Annotated in this window: 11 protein-coding genes and 1 pseudogene; 7 read left to right on the forward strand and 5 right to left on the reverse strand. The window is 60.4% G+C overall.

The genetic code is table 11. The features are described 5' to 3' along the window. Positions 1–74 precede the first annotated feature (74 nt). From LGM71_RS29190 to iolB, 4 genes are read left to right on the forward strand one after another with little or no spacing between them, the layout of a single operon-like run. Entirely contained in the window at positions 75–2,066 is a 1,992-nt protein-coding gene (locus LGM71_RS29190) for a bifunctional 5-dehydro-2-deoxygluconokinase/5-dehydro-2-deoxyphosphogluconate aldolase (RefSeq protein ID WP_226118135.1), read from the forward strand. Beyond that, positions 2,063–4,015 (forward strand): 3D-(3,5/4)-trihydroxycyclohexane-1,2-dione acylhydrolase (decyclizing), encoded by a 1,953-nt coding sequence (gene iolD, locus LGM71_RS29195; RefSeq protein WP_226117791.1) that lies wholly within the window; start codon positions 2,063–2,065, stop codon positions 4,013–4,015. The genes LGM71_RS29190 and iolD overlap by 4 nt, the downstream gene beginning before the upstream one ends. Then, positions 4,012–4,935 carry a myo-inosose-2 dehydratase gene (iolE, locus tag LGM71_RS29200; protein WP_226117793.1) on the forward strand — a complete coding sequence of 308 codons (924 nt, stop codon included), beginning with the start codon at positions 4,012–4,014 and terminating at the stop codon, positions 4,933–4,935. The genes iolD and iolE overlap by 4 nt, the downstream gene beginning before the upstream one ends. Continuing rightward, complete coding sequence (gene iolB, locus LGM71_RS29205) at positions 4,932–5,747, forward strand: 5-deoxy-glucuronate isomerase (protein WP_226117795.1); 816 nt, start codon at positions 4,932–4,934, stop codon at positions 5,745–5,747. The genes iolE and iolB overlap by 4 nt, the downstream gene beginning before the upstream one ends. Positions 5,748–6,608: 861 nt before the next feature. Here the strand turns inward: iolB and LGM71_RS29210 are convergent. Next, positions 6,609–7,076: pseudogene (locus tag LGM71_RS29210) on the reverse strand (IS5 family transposase); the annotation flags it as partial. Positions 7,077–7,129: 53 nt separating this feature from the next. On the opposite strand from LGM71_RS29210, the gene LGM71_RS29215 reads away from it, so the two are divergent. Beyond that, on the forward strand, positions 7,130–8,380 hold the full coding sequence (locus LGM71_RS29215; protein WP_226117797.1) for an IS256 family transposase: 1,251 nt from the start codon (positions 7,130–7,132) through the stop codon (positions 8,378–8,380). A gap of 525 nt (positions 8,381–8,905) precedes the next feature. On the opposite strand, the gene LGM71_RS29220 is transcribed toward LGM71_RS29215, so the two are convergent. Next, positions 8,906–9,115, reverse strand: coding sequence for a hypothetical protein (locus LGM71_RS29220; protein WP_124906376.1), 210 nt, complete (start codon positions 9,113–9,115; stop codon positions 8,906–8,908). Between the two features lie 22 nt (positions 9,116–9,137). After that, entirely contained in the window at positions 9,138–9,434 is a 297-nt protein-coding gene (locus LGM71_RS29225; protein WP_226117799.1) for an H-NS histone family protein, read from the reverse strand. A gap of 394 nt (positions 9,435–9,828) precedes the next feature. On the opposite strand from LGM71_RS29225, the gene LGM71_RS29230 reads away from it, so the two are divergent. Next, the gene (locus LGM71_RS29230; protein ID WP_185633842.1) at positions 9,829–11,229 is read left to right on the forward strand and encodes an ISNCY family transposase; all 1,401 of its coding nucleotides are present in this window, start codon (positions 9,829–9,831) and stop codon (positions 11,227–11,229) included. A gap of 229 nt (positions 11,230–11,458) precedes the next feature. Then, a complete protein-coding gene (locus LGM71_RS29235) occupies positions 11,459–12,949 on the forward strand; it encodes an ISNCY family transposase (protein WP_413226922.1) in 1,491 nt (496 codons plus the stop codon). A 500-nt stretch (positions 12,950–13,449) separates the two neighbouring features. Here LGM71_RS29235 and LGM71_RS29240 read toward each other — a convergent pair whose 3' ends face one another. Together LGM71_RS29240 and LGM71_RS29245 are read right to left on the reverse strand one after the other, a co-directional pair. Further along, entirely contained in the window at positions 13,450–13,983 is a 534-nt protein-coding gene (locus LGM71_RS29240; protein ID WP_226117801.1) for a hypothetical protein, read from the reverse strand. Positions 13,984–13,993: 10 nt separating this feature from the next. After that, positions 13,994–19,504 (reverse strand): RHS repeat-associated core domain-containing protein, encoded by a 5,511-nt coding sequence (locus tag LGM71_RS29245; protein WP_226117803.1) that lies wholly within the window; start codon positions 19,502–19,504, stop codon positions 13,994–13,996. Positions 19,505–19,516: the final 12 nt, after the last annotated feature.

Genomic DNA, 19,516 nt, shown 5'->3' on the forward strand with positions numbered 1-19,516 from the left:
CTGCGGCGGACATTTATCATCGCGACGGTCGTCGAAATCGTCGTTCGGAACACATTCACTCGATGGCAGGAGACATGCATACCCATTCGCCCTCGCGCTTCGCGGTATCCCGCACGCGCGATCTGATCTGTGTTGGACGCCTGGCGGTCGACCTCTATGCGGAACAAGTCGGCGCGCGTCTCGAGGACGCGACCAGCTTCGCGAAATATCTTGGTGGTTCGTCGGGCAACATCGCTTTCGGCACTGCTCGCCTGGGATTGAAATCATCGATGCTGACGCGCGTCGGTGACGATCACATGGGACGATTCCTCGTCAACGCGTTGCGCAAGGAAGGGTGCGATACTAGCCGGGTCGTGACCGATCCCGAACGCCTGACCGGCCTCGTTCTGCTCGGTTTGAAGGATCGAGATACGTTTCCCCTCGTATTCTATCGCGAGGATTGTGCGGATCTGGCGGTCGACGAGGCTGACTTCGACGAGCAGTACATCGCATCGACCAAGGCGTTGCTCATCACCGGCACGCATTTCTCGACCGCCCAGGTCAACCGCGCGAGCCTCAGAGCCCTCGAATACGCCCGTGCGAACGATGTGCGCACGGTACTCGACATTGACTACCGCCCAGTGCTGTGGGGCTTGACCGGCAAGGCCGACGGTGAGACGCGCTTTATCGCGAACGATCGGGTCAGCGCGCATATCCGGCAGATTCTGCCGTGGTTTGATCTGGTGATCGGAACGGAGGAGGAGTTCTGCATCGCAGGTGGAAGCAATTCGCTGATCGACGCGCTGTCACGCGTGCGCGAGGCCACACCGGCGACGCTCGTGGTGAAGCGCGGCCCGCTGGGCTGCCAGATCATCGAGGACGCGATTCCAGCCTCGATCGATGAGTTGCCGATTTTCGGCGGTGTCGAAGTGGAGGTGCTCAATGTACTCGGCGCGGGCGATGCATTCGCGTCGGGCTTTCTGTCCTGCTGGCTGCGCGACGCGCCGCTCGCCGCGTGCGCCCGCACGGCGAACGCGTGCGGTGCGCTCGTCGTGTCGCGTCACGGGTGTGCGGCGGCGATGCCAACGGCCGCCGAACTCGACTACTTTCTGCGCGAGGCAATGCAGAACCCGATTCGGATGCGCCGTCCCGATCGTGACGGCACGCTTGCCAGGTTGCATCGGGTCACACCGGCACGTACCGAATGGCAGGAGATTTTCGGCTTTGCGTTCGATCACCGCAATCAGTTTTTCGCGCTCGCGCAGGAAACCGGCGCGGCACTGCACCGGATCGATTCGTTGAAACGGCTCTTCGTCGAAGCCGTCGCGCAGACAGAGATACAGCTCGGCCTGCAAGGGCGGATCGGTGTGCTGATCGACGACCAATATGGACAGGACGCGCTGAATGACGCGACGGGCCGCGGCTGGTGGATCGGACGTCCGGTCGAGTTGCCGGGGTCGCTGCCGCTCGAATTCGATCACGGTCGCTCGGTCGGTACGACGCTCGGGAGCTGGCCGGCCGAGCACGTCGTGAAATGCCTAGTGCAGTACCACCCGGACGACAGCGTCGCGTGTCGCCTCGAACAGGAAACCCAACTGCGCACGCTGTACGACGCGGTCCAGGCGAGCGGCCACGAGTTGCTTGTCGAGGTGATTCCACCACGCCGGCCGGATCTGCCAGACGGCCCGGACGTCGTGCTGCGCGCGCTGAAGCGCCTGTATAACCTCGGTATCTACCCGGAATGGTGGAAGCTCGGCGCGCTTGACGTCGCGCAATGGCAGGCAGTCGACGCGCTGATCGCCGAACGCGATCCGTACTGCCGCGGCGTCGTGCTGCTTGGCCTGTCGGCGCCGGTCGATGCGCTGGTCGACGGTTTTCAGGCGGCTGCCGCGTCGGCATCCTGCCGGGGTTTCACGGTCGGTCGGACGATCTTTCACGAACCCAGCCGCGCATGGCTCGCCGGTGAAATCGACGACGCTGAGGCAATCACGCGGGTGCGTCGAACATTCGAAACGTTGATCGGCGCGTGGCGCACCGCGCGCAAACGCCATGTGACTGCGCACCACGCCGTTAGGGAGGCAAGATGAACCACTGTGCTTCATCGTACGAGACAGCCTTTACTAGTGGCACCGGAACGGTCCGGCTGACGGCCGCGCAGGCGCTGGTCTGCTATCTGGCTGCGCAGCGCGTACCGGCTGAAGACGGCAGCGAGCGCACCGAGCCGCTATTCGGCGGTGTATTCGCGATTTTCGGTCACGGCAACGTCGCCGGAATCGGCGAGGCACTGTACGAAGCCCGCGACGTGTTGCCTACCTACCGGGCGCACAACGAACAGGCGATGGCGCATAGCGCGATCGCTTATGCGAAGGCGCATTTCCGCCGCCGCATGCTGGCCGTCACGACGTCGGTCGGACCAGGTGCGACGAATCTGGTGACCGCGGCCGCGCTTGCGCACGTCAACCGTTTACCGGTGCTGCTGCTGCCCGGCGATACGTTCGTGTCGCGTGCACCGGATCCGGTACTGCAGCAGATCGAGGATACGCACGACGGGGGTATTTCCGCGAACGACGCACTCCGGTCGGTGTCGCGCTACTTCGACCGGATCGTGCATCCCGCGCAGCTGCTCAGCGCGTTGCCGCGCGCGCTTCGCGTGTTGACCGACGCGGCGCAATGCGGTCCTGTTACGCTGGCCTTGCCCCAGGACGTGCAGGCGATGGCGTATGACTATCCGGTCGACTTTTTCGTGCCGCGCACGGTCCCGTTCCATGCACCGTCACCGGTCGACGCTGAAATCGATGCCGCACTGGAGGTGCTCAGGTGTGCGGAACGGCCGTTCATCGTCGCCGGAGGCGGGGTGCTGTACAGCGAAGGCGGAGTGCAGGCGCTGCGCACGTTCGTCGACGCATATGGGATACCGGTCGGCGAAACCCAGGCAGGCAAGAGCGCGCTGCCGTGGGATCACCCGCTGAATGCAGGCGCGCTCGGCGTGACGGGTTCGCCGGCTGCGAACGCGCTGGCGCACGATGCAGACGTCGTGATCGCCGTTGGCACCCGGCTGCAAGATTTCACGACGGGCTCTAATACATTGTTCGCCAGTGGACGCGTGATTGCCGTCAACGCGAATGCGTTCGATACGCTGAAGCATCGTGCGACGTCGGTCGAAGCCGACGCGAAACGTGCGCTCGATGCACTTCGCTCGCGACTCGACGGCTGGTCGGTGCAAACCGACTGGACCGCACGCGCGAACAGGCTATCTGCTCAATGGCGCGATACCGTTGCGACACTGACCGGCACGCCGCAGCGGGCCGGCGTATTGCCGTACGACGCGGATATCATCGGCGCCGTTCAGAGATCGATCGATGACTCGGCCGGCCATGACGTCGCCGTCTGTGCCGCCGGTACGCTGCCGGCCGAACTCCACAAGCTATGGCGTACGGCGGTGCCAGGAGGCTACCACGTCGAGTACGGCTATTCGTGCATGGGGTACGAAATTGCCGGTGGCCTTGGCGCGAAGCTCGCGAGACCGGAGCGAGAGGTGATCGTGTTCGTGGGTGACGGCAGCTACCTGATGATGAATAGCGAGATCGCGACGTCGGTAATGTTGGATGCGAAGCTGATTATCGTCGTGCTCGACAACGGCGGTTACGGTTGCATCAACCGCCTGCAACAAGCGTGCGGAGGGGCGCCGTTCAACAACATGATCGAAGACTGCCTGCAAGGCCCGCTCGGGGCTCCGACGATCGATTTCGTCGCGCACGCGCGCGCGCTGGGTGCACTCTCGGAATACGCGGCCGACGTGGCGGCGCTCGAGGCTGCGCTGGCAAGGGCGCGCGCGGCCGACCGCACGTCCGTTATCTGCATCGAAACCGACGCGACCCGGACGACCGCAGAGGGCGGGTGGTGGTGGGAGGTGGCGGTACCCGAAGTCTCACGTCGCGCGGCGGTGCGCGATGCGCGTACGGAATACGACGCCCGGCTTGCCGGCCGCGCAGGCAGTTCGACGAAAACTTTGTCTCAACCGGAACCCGCGAAATGAGTGCATACGACATTCGAATCGGCATCAACCCGCTTTCCTGGATGAATGACGACTTGCCGTCGCTGGGCGGCGAAACGTCGCTGGACGTCGCGCTGACCGAAGGCCGGCAGATCGGCTATGCGGGTTTCGAGCTCGGCAACAAGTTCCCGCGCGAGCCGCAGGCGCTGAAGACGTTGCTTGCGCAATATGATCTCGCGCTCGTGTCCGGCTGGTATTCGGGCCGGCTTGCGGAGCGCAGTGCGCAGGAGGAGATTGACGCTGTCGAACCGCATCTGGAATTGCTCGCGAAGAACGGTGCGACTGTGCTGGTGTATGGAGAGGTCGCGGGCTCGATCCAAGGCGTCGCCGACGTGCCGTTGTACCAGCGTCCACGGTTCGTCGACGACACGCAGTGGGAGGGCTATGCGGCCCGTCTCGACGAGTTCGCACGATTCACGTTGAGCCGTGGCGTGCGGTTGGCTTACCATCACCATATGGGTGCGTATGTCGAGGCGCCGACCGATGTCGACCGGCTGATGGCAAGTACCAGCGAGGCCGTCGGGCTGCTATTCGACACCGGACACATCACGTTTGGCGGCGGTGATCCACTGGATATGCTGAAGCGGCACGTCACTCGCGTGTGCCACGTTCATTGCAAGGATGTGCGGGCCGACGTGATCCGTCTCGCGCGCAATCGCAACTGGAGCTTCCTGCAATCCGTAATCAACGGTGCATTCACGGTGCCGGGGGACGGCGATGTCGATTTCGCACCGCTTGTTGCGCTACTGAAGCAGCACGGATATCGCGGCTGGTTCGTCGTCGAGGCGGAACAGGATCCGGCTGTCGCGCCAAGCTACGTATGTGCGGACAAGGGCTACCGCACGCTGCGCGCGCTTGTCGATGCGCCGCTACAATTCGGGCATCAAGGGGTCGCGTCATGACGCTGCTCGTCAAAGCCGCGCTGGAAGGGCGTTCGATCGCAACGGTAACGCCGGATTCGGCTGGCTGGAACCATGTCGGATTCGCGGCATATCGGTTGAAGGCCGGTGAGTCAGTGACGCTTCATGAAGCCGCGCGTGAAACCTGTATCGTCGTGATGACCGGCACTGTCGAGATCGTCGCCGACGGCGGAGAGCGCTGGCCCGACCTCGGGACACGCGACAGCGTGTTCGATGACGTGCCGCCGGCGGCGCTGTATCTGCCGCCGGGACGGCGGGTAACCGTCACCGCATTGCATGACGCGGAGTTGGGGGTGGCGAGCGCGCCGGGCGCCGGCAAATATCCAGCTCGACTGATCGACCCGTCCCTGATGAGGCGATCGGTGCGCGGTGTCGGCGCAAATAGGCGATACGTGCGCGACATCCTTCCGCAGACAGAGCCGGCAGAATCGCTTCTGGTGGTCGAAGTGGTCACGCCGTCGGGGCATTCCTCCAGTTATCCGCCCCACAAACACGACAGCGACAACGTACCGATCGAGAGTGTCCTAGAGGAGACCTACTATCACAGGATCAATCCGCCGCAAGGCTTCGTGTTCCAGCGCGTGTATACCGACGAGCGCGATATCGACGAGTCGATGGCAGTGTCGGATCGCGATGTTGTGATGGTGCCGCGCGGGTACCACCCGGTGGTCGTGCCATATGGCTACAATTCGTATTATCTGAATGTGATGGCTGGCCCCACCCGTGTCTGGCACTTCAGAAACGATCCGGAGCATGATTGGATCTCGAAAAGAGACGCGGCGAATGCTGGGTGATCAATATATCTCACGGAGACGGTTGGCTGCCACGGGTCATTTTGGAATCGATGACCATCGGCGATACGTGATCTGAACTCGAGAACTCTTCGAATCGGAGAACGATCGGCTTAGGAGTCTGATCGCCGAGTAGATCCTGGTAATAGACGGCTTGAAAGAGTTCAGCTGGAAAAATGGCCCCCCAGACGGGCCGGCGCGAGGAGCCGCAAGTCCTCAGTTGGCGGGGGATTTCGCAACGCAGGGCCGAAATAGGGATGCAGTATCCATGAAGTTGATCCGGTTGTCTGGCTTGACGCCTATAATTGAGAACCCCTCTGCAGGAGCCCGGTTCGTAGGTCGGCAGTGGTGTGCTTGGCTCCGTGCCGGAGTGTCAGGTAAGGACAATATTGGTATCGTTCTCAATTGGAAGCGTAAGAGGAATTGGAAATATACGTTAGTCCCGTGAAATGCGATCTAGGGATTGCGACGCAGTCGATGTGGACAGTAAGCCGCTGCGTTGGTATTGCAACGACGGCAACCCTAACCTTCACCGTTTTATAAAGACTATTGTCCACCTTGATGCGCTATCAGTGGTGTGCGCAACGCCGATCATGCTCGATATTCTCCGGTAGCGTGATCCGGAGATGAGACTTAACCGTATGCTTTTCGATCCAGATTTATAAGACGTTATTCGAAAGATTGGAGACGAGACGAGTCTCGCTCTATTTTGGGCTTCTTCGCGAGGCCCGGAGCATAACGGCGGCCTAGCTTCCAAAGCCGTGTCCGATCTCCTCAGCGATTGGCGAATCGCTGATGGAATCAATGCCTTGCAAGTGACTGATCTTGCTGAAGCGGTCGAGATGCTTTCCCTAAGAGACGGTTTCATAAAGACTGTTGGGTTCGCCGCAGGGTATTCCAGCAGATTAGGCAACAGCCGAGTTTGAGGATCGCTTCGTGAATGTCGGCGCGACGATCAAAGCGAATACGTAGACGGCGGAAAGGATACAGCCAGGCATGAGTACGTTCGACGACCCAACGGACTTTTCCAAGGCCACTACCGTGCGGGTGACCGCGCCGCGCGATGCTGGTGGGGATGTTGCGCTCGTGAAGGATGCGTCAGTATTTATCGTGGTCGTAACCACGGTCGGCGTAGACGCGGCCAGGACGGCTCAGAGGGTGTCCACGCACACCACCGACCCGCACGATGGCCTCGATCTGCGGAACCAGTTGGGTGACGTCGTTACGACTGACGCCGGTCAGGATTGCCGCGATCGGCGTTCCGTTGGCGTTGGTGGCGATGTGATTCTTCGAACCTGGTCGCGCTCAATCGGTGGGGTTCGGGCCAGTTTTGGGGCTGTCAGTAATTTCGTGTTCAAGGCATATGATGCTCCGAAGGAGGATGTATGCCTCGCAATCCGAAAGCCAAGCCGGTAGACCTGCCGGCCATTCCCGCCGAGTTGCTTGAGCAATTCGGCAACGGCCCGATGACCGCAGACGCGATCAATGCCGCGACGCTGGCCCTCAAGAAGGCGCTGATCGAGCGGGCGCTGGGCGGCGAGAAGAGTCACCATCTCGGCTACCCGCCAGGCGCTCCCAAGCCGAGCGCCGTGACCAACCAGCGCAATGGCACGGGCGCCAAGACAGTCCTGACCGAGGACGGCCCGATCCGTATCGAGGTGCCTCGCGACCGCGACGGCAGCTTTGAACCGCTGCTGATTCCCAAACACGATAGACGCTTCACGGGCTTCGATGACAAGATCGTCGCCATGTACGCCCGGGGCATGACCGTGCGCGAGATCCAGGGATTTTTGCAGGAGCAGTACGGCACCGAGGTCTCGCCCGATTTCATCAGCTCGGTCACCGACGAGGTCATGGCCGAAGTGACCGCCTGGCAAGCCCGGCCGCTCGAACCGATGTATCCGGTGGTGTTCTTCGATGCGCTGCGGGTCAAGATTCGCGAAGACGCCGTGGTCCGCAACAAGGCGATCTACCTTGCACTGGGCATTCTGCCCGACGGCACGCGCGATATTCTGGGTTTGTGGATCGAAGGCACCGAAGGCGCCAAGTTCTGGATGAAGGTGTTCAACGACCTCAAAACGCGTGGCGTCCACGACATCCTGATCGCCGTGACCGATGGCCTCAAAGGCATGCCGGAGGCGCTGGCCGCCGTGTTTCCGGCGACCACGCAGCAAACCTGCATCGTTCATCTGATCCGCAACAGTCTCGATTACGCCAGTTGGAAAGACCGTCGAGGATTAGCCGCCGTGATTCGCCCGATCTACACCGCGCCGAGCGCCGAAGCGGCTCAGGCAGAACTCGATGCCTTTGCCGACGGGCCATGGGGCCAGAGATTCCCGACGGTCAGCGCGGCGTGGCGCAACGCCTGGGATCGTGTGATTCCATTCTTCGCGTTTCCGCCGGCGGTTCGCAAGGTTATCTACACTACGAACGCCATCGAGAACATCAACTCGCAGCTGCGCAAGATCATCAAGACCCGAGGCCACTTTCCAACCGACGAGGCTGCCACCAAGCTCATCTGGTTGGCACTGCGCAACATCACTGCCGATTGGGGGCGTGCGGCTCATGATTGGAAGACGGCGATGAACCAGTTCGCTATCCTCTACGAGGATCGATTCGTTCGACCATCCGTGTGAATCTCAACCCGCCTTGAACACGGAAATTCTGACACCCCCAGACGTGTTCGCCATCTTTCCCTGCACGTTGCGTCCAGGCCACCACGGGGACGTGCGCCCCATCGACGATTAAGCCGAAGGCAAACGCTTCAAACCCCTCCCGCACAAGATGCGTCAGAGGCCGCCAGGTCGGCGTCCAACCTCGCGCGCGCAAGCAATTGACGTTTGGTCAGTCCTGGCACGCACTCACGGACGAAACAGGTGCAGGCGTCGGGCACCGACTCGGGAGGGAACGTCGGTGGTAACGCGAAGCCCGACAGTCGCAAGGTGTCTGTTATCCACGGTTCTCTACAACAACGACAACTGAGCCGGTATGCTTGCGCGAACTGCTTGATCGCTTTGCTTTACCACCAGGCTCTGCCGGTCCGTGGACTGAGTATTCCCGTCGTCCTGTCGATACTTCCGCGCCCAATCGACGCCAAGCACATCAGATGAGAACACAACGCCGGGTGCAATCTGAACAAGCTCGCTCATCGGCAGATGCTCCTAGGCGGGCTGAACGTCGAAGTGCGCAGCAGCGTAACGTGCGCTGCAGTTCCACACTTCGACGCCGTCACGGATGAATGTCGCCCATCCATCTTTTACGATCATCTCTGCTCGCGGAAATACGTCGCCATGCCCGTTCGCCGCGGCAGCAAAGACTGTCCGCTCACGACACGTCGCCCAGTATTTCCCATCGGCTAACGATGTCGACATCCTGCTCAACCGTCTTTCGGGCTTATTGTTCGATCAAGAACCGATCGCGGTTCTTCGCGCCTGCAATCCATTGGGGAGCCTTGCCGCGCCCGCTCCAGGTCGCGCCGGTCTTCGGGTCGCGATACTTCGGCGCGATCGGCGCCCGCGTGTTGGTCGCAACCGCACGGCGCCGCCCGAAAAGTTGCTCGGGTGTGATGTCATATTCGGCAATCTGTTCACGCATTGCCGTGATGATGCTGTCCAGTTCGGCGAGCCGCGCTTCTTCTGCCTGCTGTGCCAGAGCCTCTGCTTGCGCTTTGAGTTCGAGATAGGTAGCCATATATGGGTGAGGATTTCCCGTTAGGAGATTAGCCAGCGGACGAATAGCCCCTCGGTAATGGGAATGGCCGTCGACTGCAATGCCCATATTATATTCGGGAGCGTGGTGACAATCGATAGCGCCAGCAACGCGCGGGCCGACCACGGTAGGTGGATCGCTGGGATCTGGTTGCGAATGCAGCCGCTCGGACTGCATATGTCTCGCCGTAGAGCGTAATAATTCGCAAGCCGAACAAATATTACATAATTATAGTGATCGATGTTTTTGGTGTAAGAGCAAAGTTGTAATGTCGCATCTGAGCAAAGTTGAAATGTCGTAGTTCGAGGGTTTCGGCGCATGCTGGCAGCGGTTCGAACTGCCGGAGCGCATCGTGGGCCAACCTGGACTGATCACCATGAGCATGCGGGAGCTGGATCGTCAGAAGGTCGTGGAAGCCGTGATCGAGCAGCGTCTGATGCCTTGGCGAGCCGCGGAGCGGCTTGGGATCAGTCGACGGCAGATTGAGCGGCTGGTCGCCCGATATCGCGCTGCTGGCCCGGTCGGGCTGATTTCGCAGCGTCGTGGCCATGCGAGCAACCATCAACTGCCCGAGGATTTGGCGCATCGTGCCTTGAGCCTGGTTCGGGAGCGCTACGCCGATTTTGGGCCGACGCTAGCCTGCGAGAAGCTCTGGGAATGCCATGGATTGCAGTTGTCGAAGGAAACGGTCAGGAAGCTGATGACCGACGCCGGGCTCTGGATTCCGCGCCGGCAACGACCGCCGAAGGTCTACCAGCCGCGAGCACGGCGGGCCTGCCTGGGCGAACTGATCCAGATCGACGGCAGCGATCATCGATGGTTCGAGGAACGGGCGCCGGCCTGCACGCTGCTGGTGTACGTCGACGACGCGACGAGCCGGTTGATGCATCTGCACTTTACGGCGACCGAATCGACCTTCAGCTACTTCGAGGCGACGCGGACGTATCTGGAACGCTACGGCAAGCCGGTAGCGTTCTACAGCGACAAGTACAGCGTGTTCCGCAGCCCGACCGCGAGCAAGACCGGCAGCAGCGTGACGCAGTTTGGCCGGGCCATGTATGAGCTGAACATCGACACATTCTGCGCGAACAGCAGCTCGGCCAAGGGACGTGTCGAGCGAGCACATCTGACGTTGCAGGACCGATTGGTCAAGGAGATGCGCTTGCGCGGCATCAGCACGGTAGCCGACGCCAATGCTTATGCGCCCTCCTTCATCTCCATGTATAACGCGCGCTTCGCGAAGCCGCCGCGCAGCGACTTCAATGCGCATCGACCGCTGCGAAATGACGAGAATCTGGACCGATTGATGACCTGGCGCGAAACGCGCCGGGTCTCGAAGTCACTGACGGTGCTGTACGACCGAGTACTGTATCTGCTGGACGATACGCTCGAGAACAGGAAACTGATTCATCGTTACATCGACGTCTGGGAGTACCCGGATGGCCGGATCGAAATCCGGGCTGATGGCGAGGTATTGCGATGCCGCCTTTACGACAAGCTGGCGGAGGTTGATCAAGGCGCGATCATCGAACACAAACGCTTGAGTCACGCGCTGCAGGTCGCTGAAGCGATCCAGGCGCAGCGCGACAATCGACGGATCTCGGGCTCGCCGTCGCGCGCCAATCGGGGGCTGCCGGTACGCGCCAAGACATCGTTGCCCGGTGCCAAGAAGCAGCGTGCGTTCACCGAAGCCGACATCGAAGCGGCCATCCTGCAGGTCGCTTCGCAAACACATCAAGCAGAGTCTAACCGGCGGTCTGCCAAGGCCCGCGGGTAAACGCAAGCGCCCTGCTGCTTCAAGCTCGGCGCTTCAACGCTGAACGGCGGAAAGACCGATGAAACATGCGACATCTGTATTTAGCTGGCGCTACGACATCTGAATCCGGGTATGACATTTGGTGTGTGGCGGCTAAGTTGTAATGTCCGCTTCTGGCTAAGTTCAGATGTCCGCTTTTCGACCCATCGTAAGCTGATCGGCCGCTGGGAATCCAGCGCTGGAGGCTTCGATGGCAGCGACGGAACGGATCACGATGACGATGCGCGAGCTGGACAGGTTCAAGGTCATTCAGGACGTCGCGGACGGCAAGCTTCAGCCGTGGCGCGCGGCCGAGCGACTCGGGCTGACGACGCGGCAGATCCGGCGACTGGTCGGCCGATTGCGTGATCACGGGCCGCAAGGTCTCGTGTCGCAACGGCGCGCGAAGCCCAGCAACAACCGATTGGACAGCATGACGGCTGATCGGGTGCTGTCAATCATCCGGGATCGCTACGCGGACTTCGGTCCGACGCTGGCCTGCGAGAAGCTGTACGAATGCCACAACATTCGGCTGGCCAAGGAAACGGTCCGCAAGCTGATGACCGACGCTGGCCTCTGGGTGCCGCGCCGGCAACGCCCGCCCAAGGTCTACCAGCCGCGAGCGCGTCGGGCATGCCTGGGTGAACTGATCCAGATCGACGGCAGTGACCATCGATGGTTCGAGGATCGGGCGCCGGCCTGCACGTTGCTGGTGTACGTCGACGATGCGACGAGTCGGCTGATGATGCTGCACTTCACGCAGACCGAATCGACGTTCAGCTACTTCGAGGCGACGCGAATGTATATCGAGTGCCACGGCAAGCCGGGGGCGTTCTATAGCGACAAGTACAGCGTGTTCCGCAACGTAACGCCAGGCAAGACTGGTAATCGGGTAACGCACTTCGGCCGCGCGATGTACGAGCTGAACATCGACACGTTCTGCGCGAACAGCAGTCCGGCCAAGGGGCGAGTCGAGCGAGCACATCTGACGTTGCAGGATCGCTTGGTCAAGGAGCTGCGACTGCGCGGGATCAACACAGTGGCCGATGCCAACGCTTACGCGCCCTCCTTCATCGCCGCTTACAACACACGTTTTGCGAAGCCGCCGAAGAGCGATTTCAATGCGCACCGGCCGCTGCGGGCCGATGAGAGTCTTGACTTGGTGCTGACGTGGCGCGAGCCGCGGAAAGTGACGAAGTCGCTCACGGTGCAGTACGACCGCGTGATGTATTTGCTGGACGATACGCCGGAGAATCGGCAACTGATTGATCGAACGATCGAGGTTTGGGAGTACCCGGATGGGCGCATCGAACTCCGAACGGAGGGTCGTGTGTTGCCCTGCAGGCAGTACGACCGGCTGGCCGAAATCGATCAAGGTGCCATCGTCGAACACAAGCGTCTGAGTCACGTACTACAGATCGCGCAAGCGCTTCAGACGCAACGCGATAACAGCCGAATCGGTAAGGCACCGTCTCGAACGCATCGAGGCGATTCGACTAAGACGAATCGCAACACCACTCAGCCGAACCAAAAGAAGCAGCGTGAGTTCACGCAGACCGATGTCGAGAAAGTGATCGTGGATCTCGCCGAACGCAGACAGGTCCAACAGCCCGCGCGCAAACCTGGCCGTCGGTCTGCGAGGGGCAGTGACGCAAGCGTAAGCACCCTGCCCGTTCAGGATCAGCTCTTCGACACTGCGTGAGCTATAACCCAAGACAAACAAGCACCAAGCCCGTAAACCCGGACATTTCAACTTAGCCGAGAGGCGGACATTTGAGAATGGCTTTGACAGTGATTGTCGTAGTGGCTAGATTGAAATGTACGCTCCGCAATATCTCGACATACCTCGTTCTTACCGCCAGATTTCGCGCGAGTTGAACAATTACCCGCGGTAGGCGAGTTGCTTTCGATCTGTGGTCATGGTTTGGCTCCGTGGTTCTGATGGTAGGAACACGGCGCAGCAAGTACCAAGAGTTGGCGGGAGCAAGCGCCGATAAGCTCGGCGGCAAAATCGGACGACACTACGGCCGCGGCTGCTGGCGGCCGACGCTCCGTCTCGTTCCAGCTGCCACGTTCATCCATCCCTACGCCAAGTGTTCGATTAACTGCAGCCCCCTTCATTGGTGGATGATCGTGAGCGTGACGGCGCCCCAATTTTTCCAGTAATAGCCGGCCCGGTCGTTTGCGAGCACCGTGCCCATTCTACAAATGGGTGGCTGAATCGAGGCGCCCCCCTATCGTCTTGCTAATTTTAATATCAATTCCATATATCGAAGCGTAATGATTGAGCAAATCGATCATCTTCGGCGCGTTGTTTAATTTGTCATTAAAAACCATCTTTCCCGATGGCAAAATCCTAAATCGCGGCCTAGTTTTTGGAAAAATATTGAATGCCCTCGCGGCGTACCCGTAGCCACCAGATATTGGAAATGCAGTGATTAACCCAATATTCTCCCAGTCGATTTTTTGCCAAGTCGAACCAAAAATTCTTCTCGATATTGCCTTATTGTCAATTTCCACGTCAGACCAATTGTTGATAATTGCAATGGCGGTTGCCCCAAAGAAAAGAAAAGTAGACGCGATAAAAATCACACCGCTTAATACCGCTCCATGCCGTATTAATAAGGACCCGAAAAAACCGAAGATACAAACAACCGCGCACAGCCACACAGTCATTAGGGCTGCTCCCTTCGCTTTAAAGACGGCCGGCGTACTCGGCGGGGAATTCTCATACATCTTGGTAGCCTCATCTCCGGAATCCATGCTCGGCCCCCGGGTCCATGGCAGCGCCTATGGCGCCAAATATTCCTGTTAGTGCAGAAAATCCATTCGCGATGCCTGCGCCGACCGCCGCTTCACCTCCTGCTCCGACAACTGCAGCTTCCCCACTCATGAGTGGAGCTAGCGCACCAAGAGTTGTTCCGTATGCTAGTCCGTCCACGAGGCACTTACCAGCTAGTGCATTTCCGGCGACTGTTCCCGCCGCACCTGCAGCCGCACCTAAGGCTGCGGTGCTTCCGGCAGCAGCAAACATTCCGGCCGCTCCAGCTCCAGCCATGCCACCGAATGCGCCCGCCACTTGTGGAGCGACAACGCCTACAACAGCGCCAACAGCTCCGCCTGCCACTGCACCCTGCCATCCACCTGATACATAACCGGCCGCAGCTCCGGAAACGAGACCGATCCCAGCTCCCCACAGCCCGAAACGACCACTAGGATCTGTCAAATTAATGGGGTTGCCATACACATAGGCGTAGAGATTTTCCCCGCCCGACAACCCAATCGGATCCTCGGTCACGAATCGACTGAATCCTGCGTGATAGTACCTTGCGCGATAGAAATATAGGCCTGTTCCGTCGTTCTCTCGCCCGGTGTATTGAGCGGCGTTCGTGCTGACTTCGCCGGTTACCGATGTATTGCCGTACGGTTCATACTTATAACTCGTCTTGATCGTGCCGCTGGCGTCTGTGAGCGCTATCGTGCTACCCAACGCATCGCTGAGGTAGCTGCGCACGCCGACCCCGTCGGTCCGACTGTAGAGCTCGTCGATCCCCAGTCCAGTCAACATATTCGCTGTGGGCGCGCCGCTCGCCAGTTCCTGCACCACATTCGGCCCGTCGTAGAGGAAGCTTGTCGTCGTGCTGTTCACGGTCTTGCCGGTCCGGCGCCCCGTCGCATCATAGACAAAGCTCCCAGCCGCCGCCCCGGACAGCGACGAGAGCCGGCCGCGCGAGTCCCATCCGTAGGTGAGGCTACCATCGCCGACGAGACTGCCGTTTGCGTCATAGGTCAGCGTCGTACCGGACCAATTGGTCAACCGGTTGTCCGCATCATAGGTTGCGCTCGCGAGCGCTGCCGGCAGGTTCATGCTGGCGACCGTTCCGCCAATCTGCGTACGCCGGCCGGCATTGTCATACGCATAGGTCAGGTTCCCAACGGTAGTGCTGCCGTTCGCATAGGAGATGCCGGTCAACTGATTCGCCACATCATAGCTGTAGGTGGCCACCATCCCATTGGGCAAGGTCAACGTCGATCGCCGGCTGGCGGCATCGTACGTGAACGCTACCTGCGCACTACCTTGCGTAATACCGGTAAGGCGATTCGCGTTGTCATAGCCATACGTGACTGCGTTCTGACCCGATACCTGGAAGGTGGCTCGCCGGTCCGCGGCATCGTAAGTGTACGCAACACTACCCTGCGACGTAGTTTCGGCAGTGAGGCGATCAAGACCATCATAGGTACGCGTGATGGTGCCGCCCTGGCTGTCAGCCATCTGGGTAGCGCGGTCACCCGCATCGTACGTAATGGCTACTGTTGCATCGGGCGACGTCAGACTTCCTCCGGAACTGGTCTGCCCATACGCAGCCGATATCTTGCGGTTTAGTCCGTCGTAGCTGAACGTCGCGATCTTGCCATTCCGATCAGTGAACTTCGTGAGGTTGTCGTTGCCGTCGTAGACGTAGGTCTCAACCGCCTGCAGAGGATCAGTGCGGCTCGCGCGCCGCTCCTTAGCGTCGTAGGCAAAGCTCGTTACTCCACCTCGAGCGTCCGTGAAGCTCGTCAGATTGCCGTTGGCGTCATAGGCCAAGCTCGTGATGCCACCGCGCGCGTCCGTCATGCGCGTCGGCAGGCTCCGCCCGTTATAGTCAAACACGGTGCGATTGCCCAGCGGGTCGGAAACGGACATTAACCGGCCGATGCCATCGGTGTAACGGGTAACCGTGCGGCCGAGGGGATCGGTGATGCCTGCCAGATCCCCGTACTGATAGCTAAAGGTTGTCGCATGGCCTAGCGGATCCGTGCTCCCGGTCATCTGCCCGAGGCTGTTGTAGGTAAAGTGAGTGGCGTTGGCCAGCGGATCGTCGATTTCGGTGAGATTGCCCGAGCTGTCGTACCGGTAGGTCGTGGTGTGCCCAAGCCCGTCCGTGTAGGTGGTCGGGCGGTTAAACACCGACTCGTAGGTATAGGTGCCGGTGACTGCCTGCGAGGTTCCCGATAGCGCGGTAACTGTCGCGAGATTACCTGCAGTGTCGTATGTGTAACTCGTGGTGCGCCCCAGTGCATCCGTGCTGGAGGCCAACCAATTGGTTCCAGCACCTCGGCCGTAGGTAAAAGTCTGCGCTTCCGACTTACCTACCGCCCAGCTGGCACTAGTCGAGTAGCCACTGCTGTTAAACGCAATCTGACGCACGTTGCCGTTCGGATCCGTGATACTGGTTTGCGTCACGTTCCCGCTGCCATCAAGCGTGTAGGCAAACTGGTATATCCCACCATCGGCAAGTGTCTGCTGCGCTACCCGGTTGTGCGAGTCGTACTGGTTGGTCAACATCACCTGACCGCCTGGCCTCGTGACCGTCAGCATGTTGTTCGCGGAGTCATACGTGTAGTGCTCGACACCCCCATCAGGATCGGTGACCTGCGCCAAGCGACCGCTCGAATCATACTGGTAAGTGACGGTCTGCCCGATACTGTCCTGCGCTTGCGTCACCCGGTTGGAACTGTCATAGGTCAAGCTAATGAAACGACCATCCGGGTTATTGATGAGGGTCAGATTGCCATAGGAATCGCGCGTCAGTGTGAGTTTGTTACCCAGACGATCGTCGAACTCACGAAGCGCGGCCATTCGGGAGTTCGAGCATCCCGCGCACTCGGCGAAGAACATCGTTCGGCCATCGCGCATCTTCAGCTGCCAACCGTTGTTCACCCAACTGATCTTGGCACCATAGTAGGCGCTCGGCGTGGAGGTATGCGTGTAGACAGCGTCAGTCCAACTCGTGCCGGCAGAGGTCCGCACGAAATGAACACGTCCACCGTCGGGCAGGATCAGATCCTGATAGGTGTACGAGCCCGTGTCGCCGATCGTGAAAATATCGTACCGGTCGCTGGTACCAATGCCGAATGCGCGAGACGTGCTGTCGCCCTGACGATAGACGCGCGTCAATGCCAACGGAATCGTGCCGGCGACCGCCAGATCTGTGCGCGAGAGTACGAAAAGTCCCGTCGCGCAATCCACCGGGTCGCCGCCCTGCGCTACGCAGCCCGGCTGCCCACCCGACCGGCTGGAACTCGGTTGACCGGCAGGATGACCAGGTTGAGGTGGCGGAACACTTTGCGAGCAATCCTGGCCGGGGCCGGCCTGTGCAGGGACGCTGGACGTTCCGAACGAACTTCCACACCCGCCGGCTGGCGGACCATTCGGCGGAGCATTGCTCGGCAGTGACACCATTGCGCCGGTGAGCTCGTAGATGGCCACCCCGGGATCAGGGACGATCTGCTGGCCATTGGCAGCGATCTTCCCCTGACCATACACATACCATCCCTTGAGCGTGGGGTCGTAGTTCCAGAAGTCCAGCACGCTGCCCGGCGCGCCGTGATGGTAATTCGGATAGAACACGCGTGCACCCTGCGCGCTTGCGGCATCCACTCCCTCGACATGTGCCCCACCCGGCTGCAGGGTGAAGTACACCGGTACGTAACGCGTCGGCAGCGGGAAAGGCGGCCGATCGACCGGTATCGGTGTAAGGGAAAGCTCGTTGATCACGTGGCCGGCACGATCACGCAACACGGCACCCTTTGGGATATGCACCTCCAGCCCAGGAACATACGGCGTGGTAATCACCACTTCGCTGGTGGTCGGTGAGTCGAACTTGACCGAATGCGGCGTGTCGATCAGCGGCATCCAGCTCGTGTACGGCAAGACCGTCGTCTTGCCGGCATCTAAGGTGACCAGCGCCTCGAAATAGCCCAACGTCTTGCCGGGCCGATCGGCACTGCGTCCATCGATGACGAGAGTCTGCGGTCCGGCTCCTACCCCGGACAGCAGGAAGCGCCCGGTCGCGTCGGTTAGCGTACTTTGACTGCCAAGCCTCATGGTTATGTTGGCTGCCGCGGCGCCGTTCATGAACAGCACTTGTCCAGACAGTGCGGTCACGCCTGGCCCCGCCGCCAACGGCGGCAACTTCTGCAACGGGGAAGCCGCCATCTTCACACGCCAGTCACCAGCTAGATGCGCCGCTTGCGGGATCCAGATGGTTGGCTCGCTCATACCAGCAACGGCCGCAGGTGATTGGGATTTCGATGGCGGTGGCGTGGCTGCCTTGCTACTCGATGCCGCGCTAGGTGCTGCGGCGTTGCCAAGACTTGTGGCCACCATCACGGCGCCGCTGCCCGTTGTGGCCACGGATGACGAGTTCCCGCTCAGTGTTCGCGTAGAAAACCCAATGGATGTGAAAGGAAGCGGCTTGCCCGATGCATCGACCGCGCCGCTAATAAACAGTGTGTAGTTCGCCCCGGGCCGGAGGTCGGCTTGGGGAGCTACGAAGAGCATGCGCCCGCCCTCGACGGGCACCACGCTCACCGGTACAGCATCCGTGGGTCCCAGCAGGGTCACTGTCCGCGAATTGAGACTGACAACAGATAGTGCGGTCGAAAATCGCACGGCTAGCCGCCCATTGATTGCCACGCCTGACGTACCAGCCGCCGGTAGTGAATCCATGACGACTGGGGCATTCTGACCAAGCTGCGTCGCCCGTACTTCACTGCTGGCTACATCAACCGCGGCGAAGCTTTGTTGCTGCGGGGAGTAAACTTCAGGGGTGTTCACTGGTTTGCCAGCGCCGTCGCGCCCGCCGGAAATCAGCACCGGCTCCGTGGGCATTACCGATGCGGTATGGTCGGCACGCGGGAAAACCATTTGCGCATTGAATGCACGGGCTTGGCGAGTGGCAGGATCCCATAGTTCGGCCTGCGACAGCGGAACCCCTGCCGCAGAAACGCCACCCGCGACGAGGACCGTGCCGTCCATGAGGACGGTGGCGGTATGGTGCGCTCGCGCCAGCAATCCAACATCACCCAGTGCGGTGAATGATTGTGAGGCAGGATCGAATAACTCTGCGCTGTTAAGCGTTGATCCGTCTGACCCAATTCCACCGAGGATCAACACCTTGCCATCGGGCAGCAACGTCGCGGTGTGATAAGCACGGGGCGTGGTGAATCCTGCGTGTAGCGATGTGGCTTGCTGAGTAATCGGGCTAAATAATGCTGCCTGACTGGACGCGGCGCCCACACCACCCGCCAGCAGCCTCCGACCATCGGGGAGAACCGTGTCGCTTTGCCCCGAAGGTAGCGCTGCAGCCAATGTCCGACCTATGCCGAAGGACAAAAGCATCGCAAGCACAATGATCCACGTGAAAGCGCGAAGCACACGGCTCACGCCGCACCGCCCCATCGAGAATCCAATTTTCGTTCTACTGAGCATTTGTCTGCTCCC

The sequence above is a fragment of the Burkholderia sp. AU33545 genome, from assembly GCF_020419685.1.
Lineage (GTDB): Bacteria > Pseudomonadota > Gammaproteobacteria > Burkholderiales > Burkholderiaceae > Burkholderia > Burkholderia diffusa.

Excerpts from the sequence above, each read along its gene's own strand:
- LGM71_RS29190 (WP_226118135.1), top strand. The coding sequence starts at position 75 with ATGCATACCCATTCGCCCTCGCGCTTCGCGGTATCCCGCACGCGCGAT.
- iolD (WP_226117791.1), top strand. The coding sequence starts at position 2,063 with ATGAACCACTGTGCTTCATCGTACGAGACAGCCTTTACTAGTGGCACC.
- iolE (WP_226117793.1), top strand. The coding sequence starts at position 4,012 with ATGAGTGCATACGACATTCGAATCGGCATCAACCCGCTTTCCTGGATG.
- iolB (WP_226117795.1), top strand. The coding sequence starts at position 4,932 with ATGACGCTGCTCGTCAAAGCCGCGCTGGAAGGGCGTTCGATCGCAACG.
- LGM71_RS29215 (WP_226117797.1), top strand. The coding sequence starts at position 7,130 with ATGCCTCGCAATCCGAAAGCCAAGCCGGTAGACCTGCCGGCCATTCCC.
- LGM71_RS29220 (WP_124906376.1), bottom strand. The coding sequence starts at position 9,115 with ATGTCGACATCGTTAGCCGATGGGAAATACTGGGCGACGTGTCGTGAG.
- LGM71_RS29225 (WP_226117799.1), bottom strand. The coding sequence starts at position 9,434 with ATGGCTACCTATCTCGAACTCAAAGCGCAAGCAGAGGCTCTGGCACAG.
- LGM71_RS29230 (WP_185633842.1), top strand. The coding sequence starts at position 9,829 with ATGAGCATGCGGGAGCTGGATCGTCAGAAGGTCGTGGAAGCCGTGATC.
- LGM71_RS29235 (WP_413226922.1), top strand. The coding sequence starts at position 11,459 with ATGGCAGCGACGGAACGGATCACGATGACGATGCGCGAGCTGGACAGG.
- LGM71_RS29240 (WP_226117801.1), bottom strand. The coding sequence starts at position 13,983 with ATGTATGAGAATTCCCCGCCGAGTACGCCGGCCGTCTTTAAAGCGAAG.
- LGM71_RS29245 (WP_226117803.1), bottom strand. The coding sequence starts at position 19,504 with ATGCTCAGTAGAACGAAAATTGGATTCTCGATGGGGCGGTGCGGCGTG.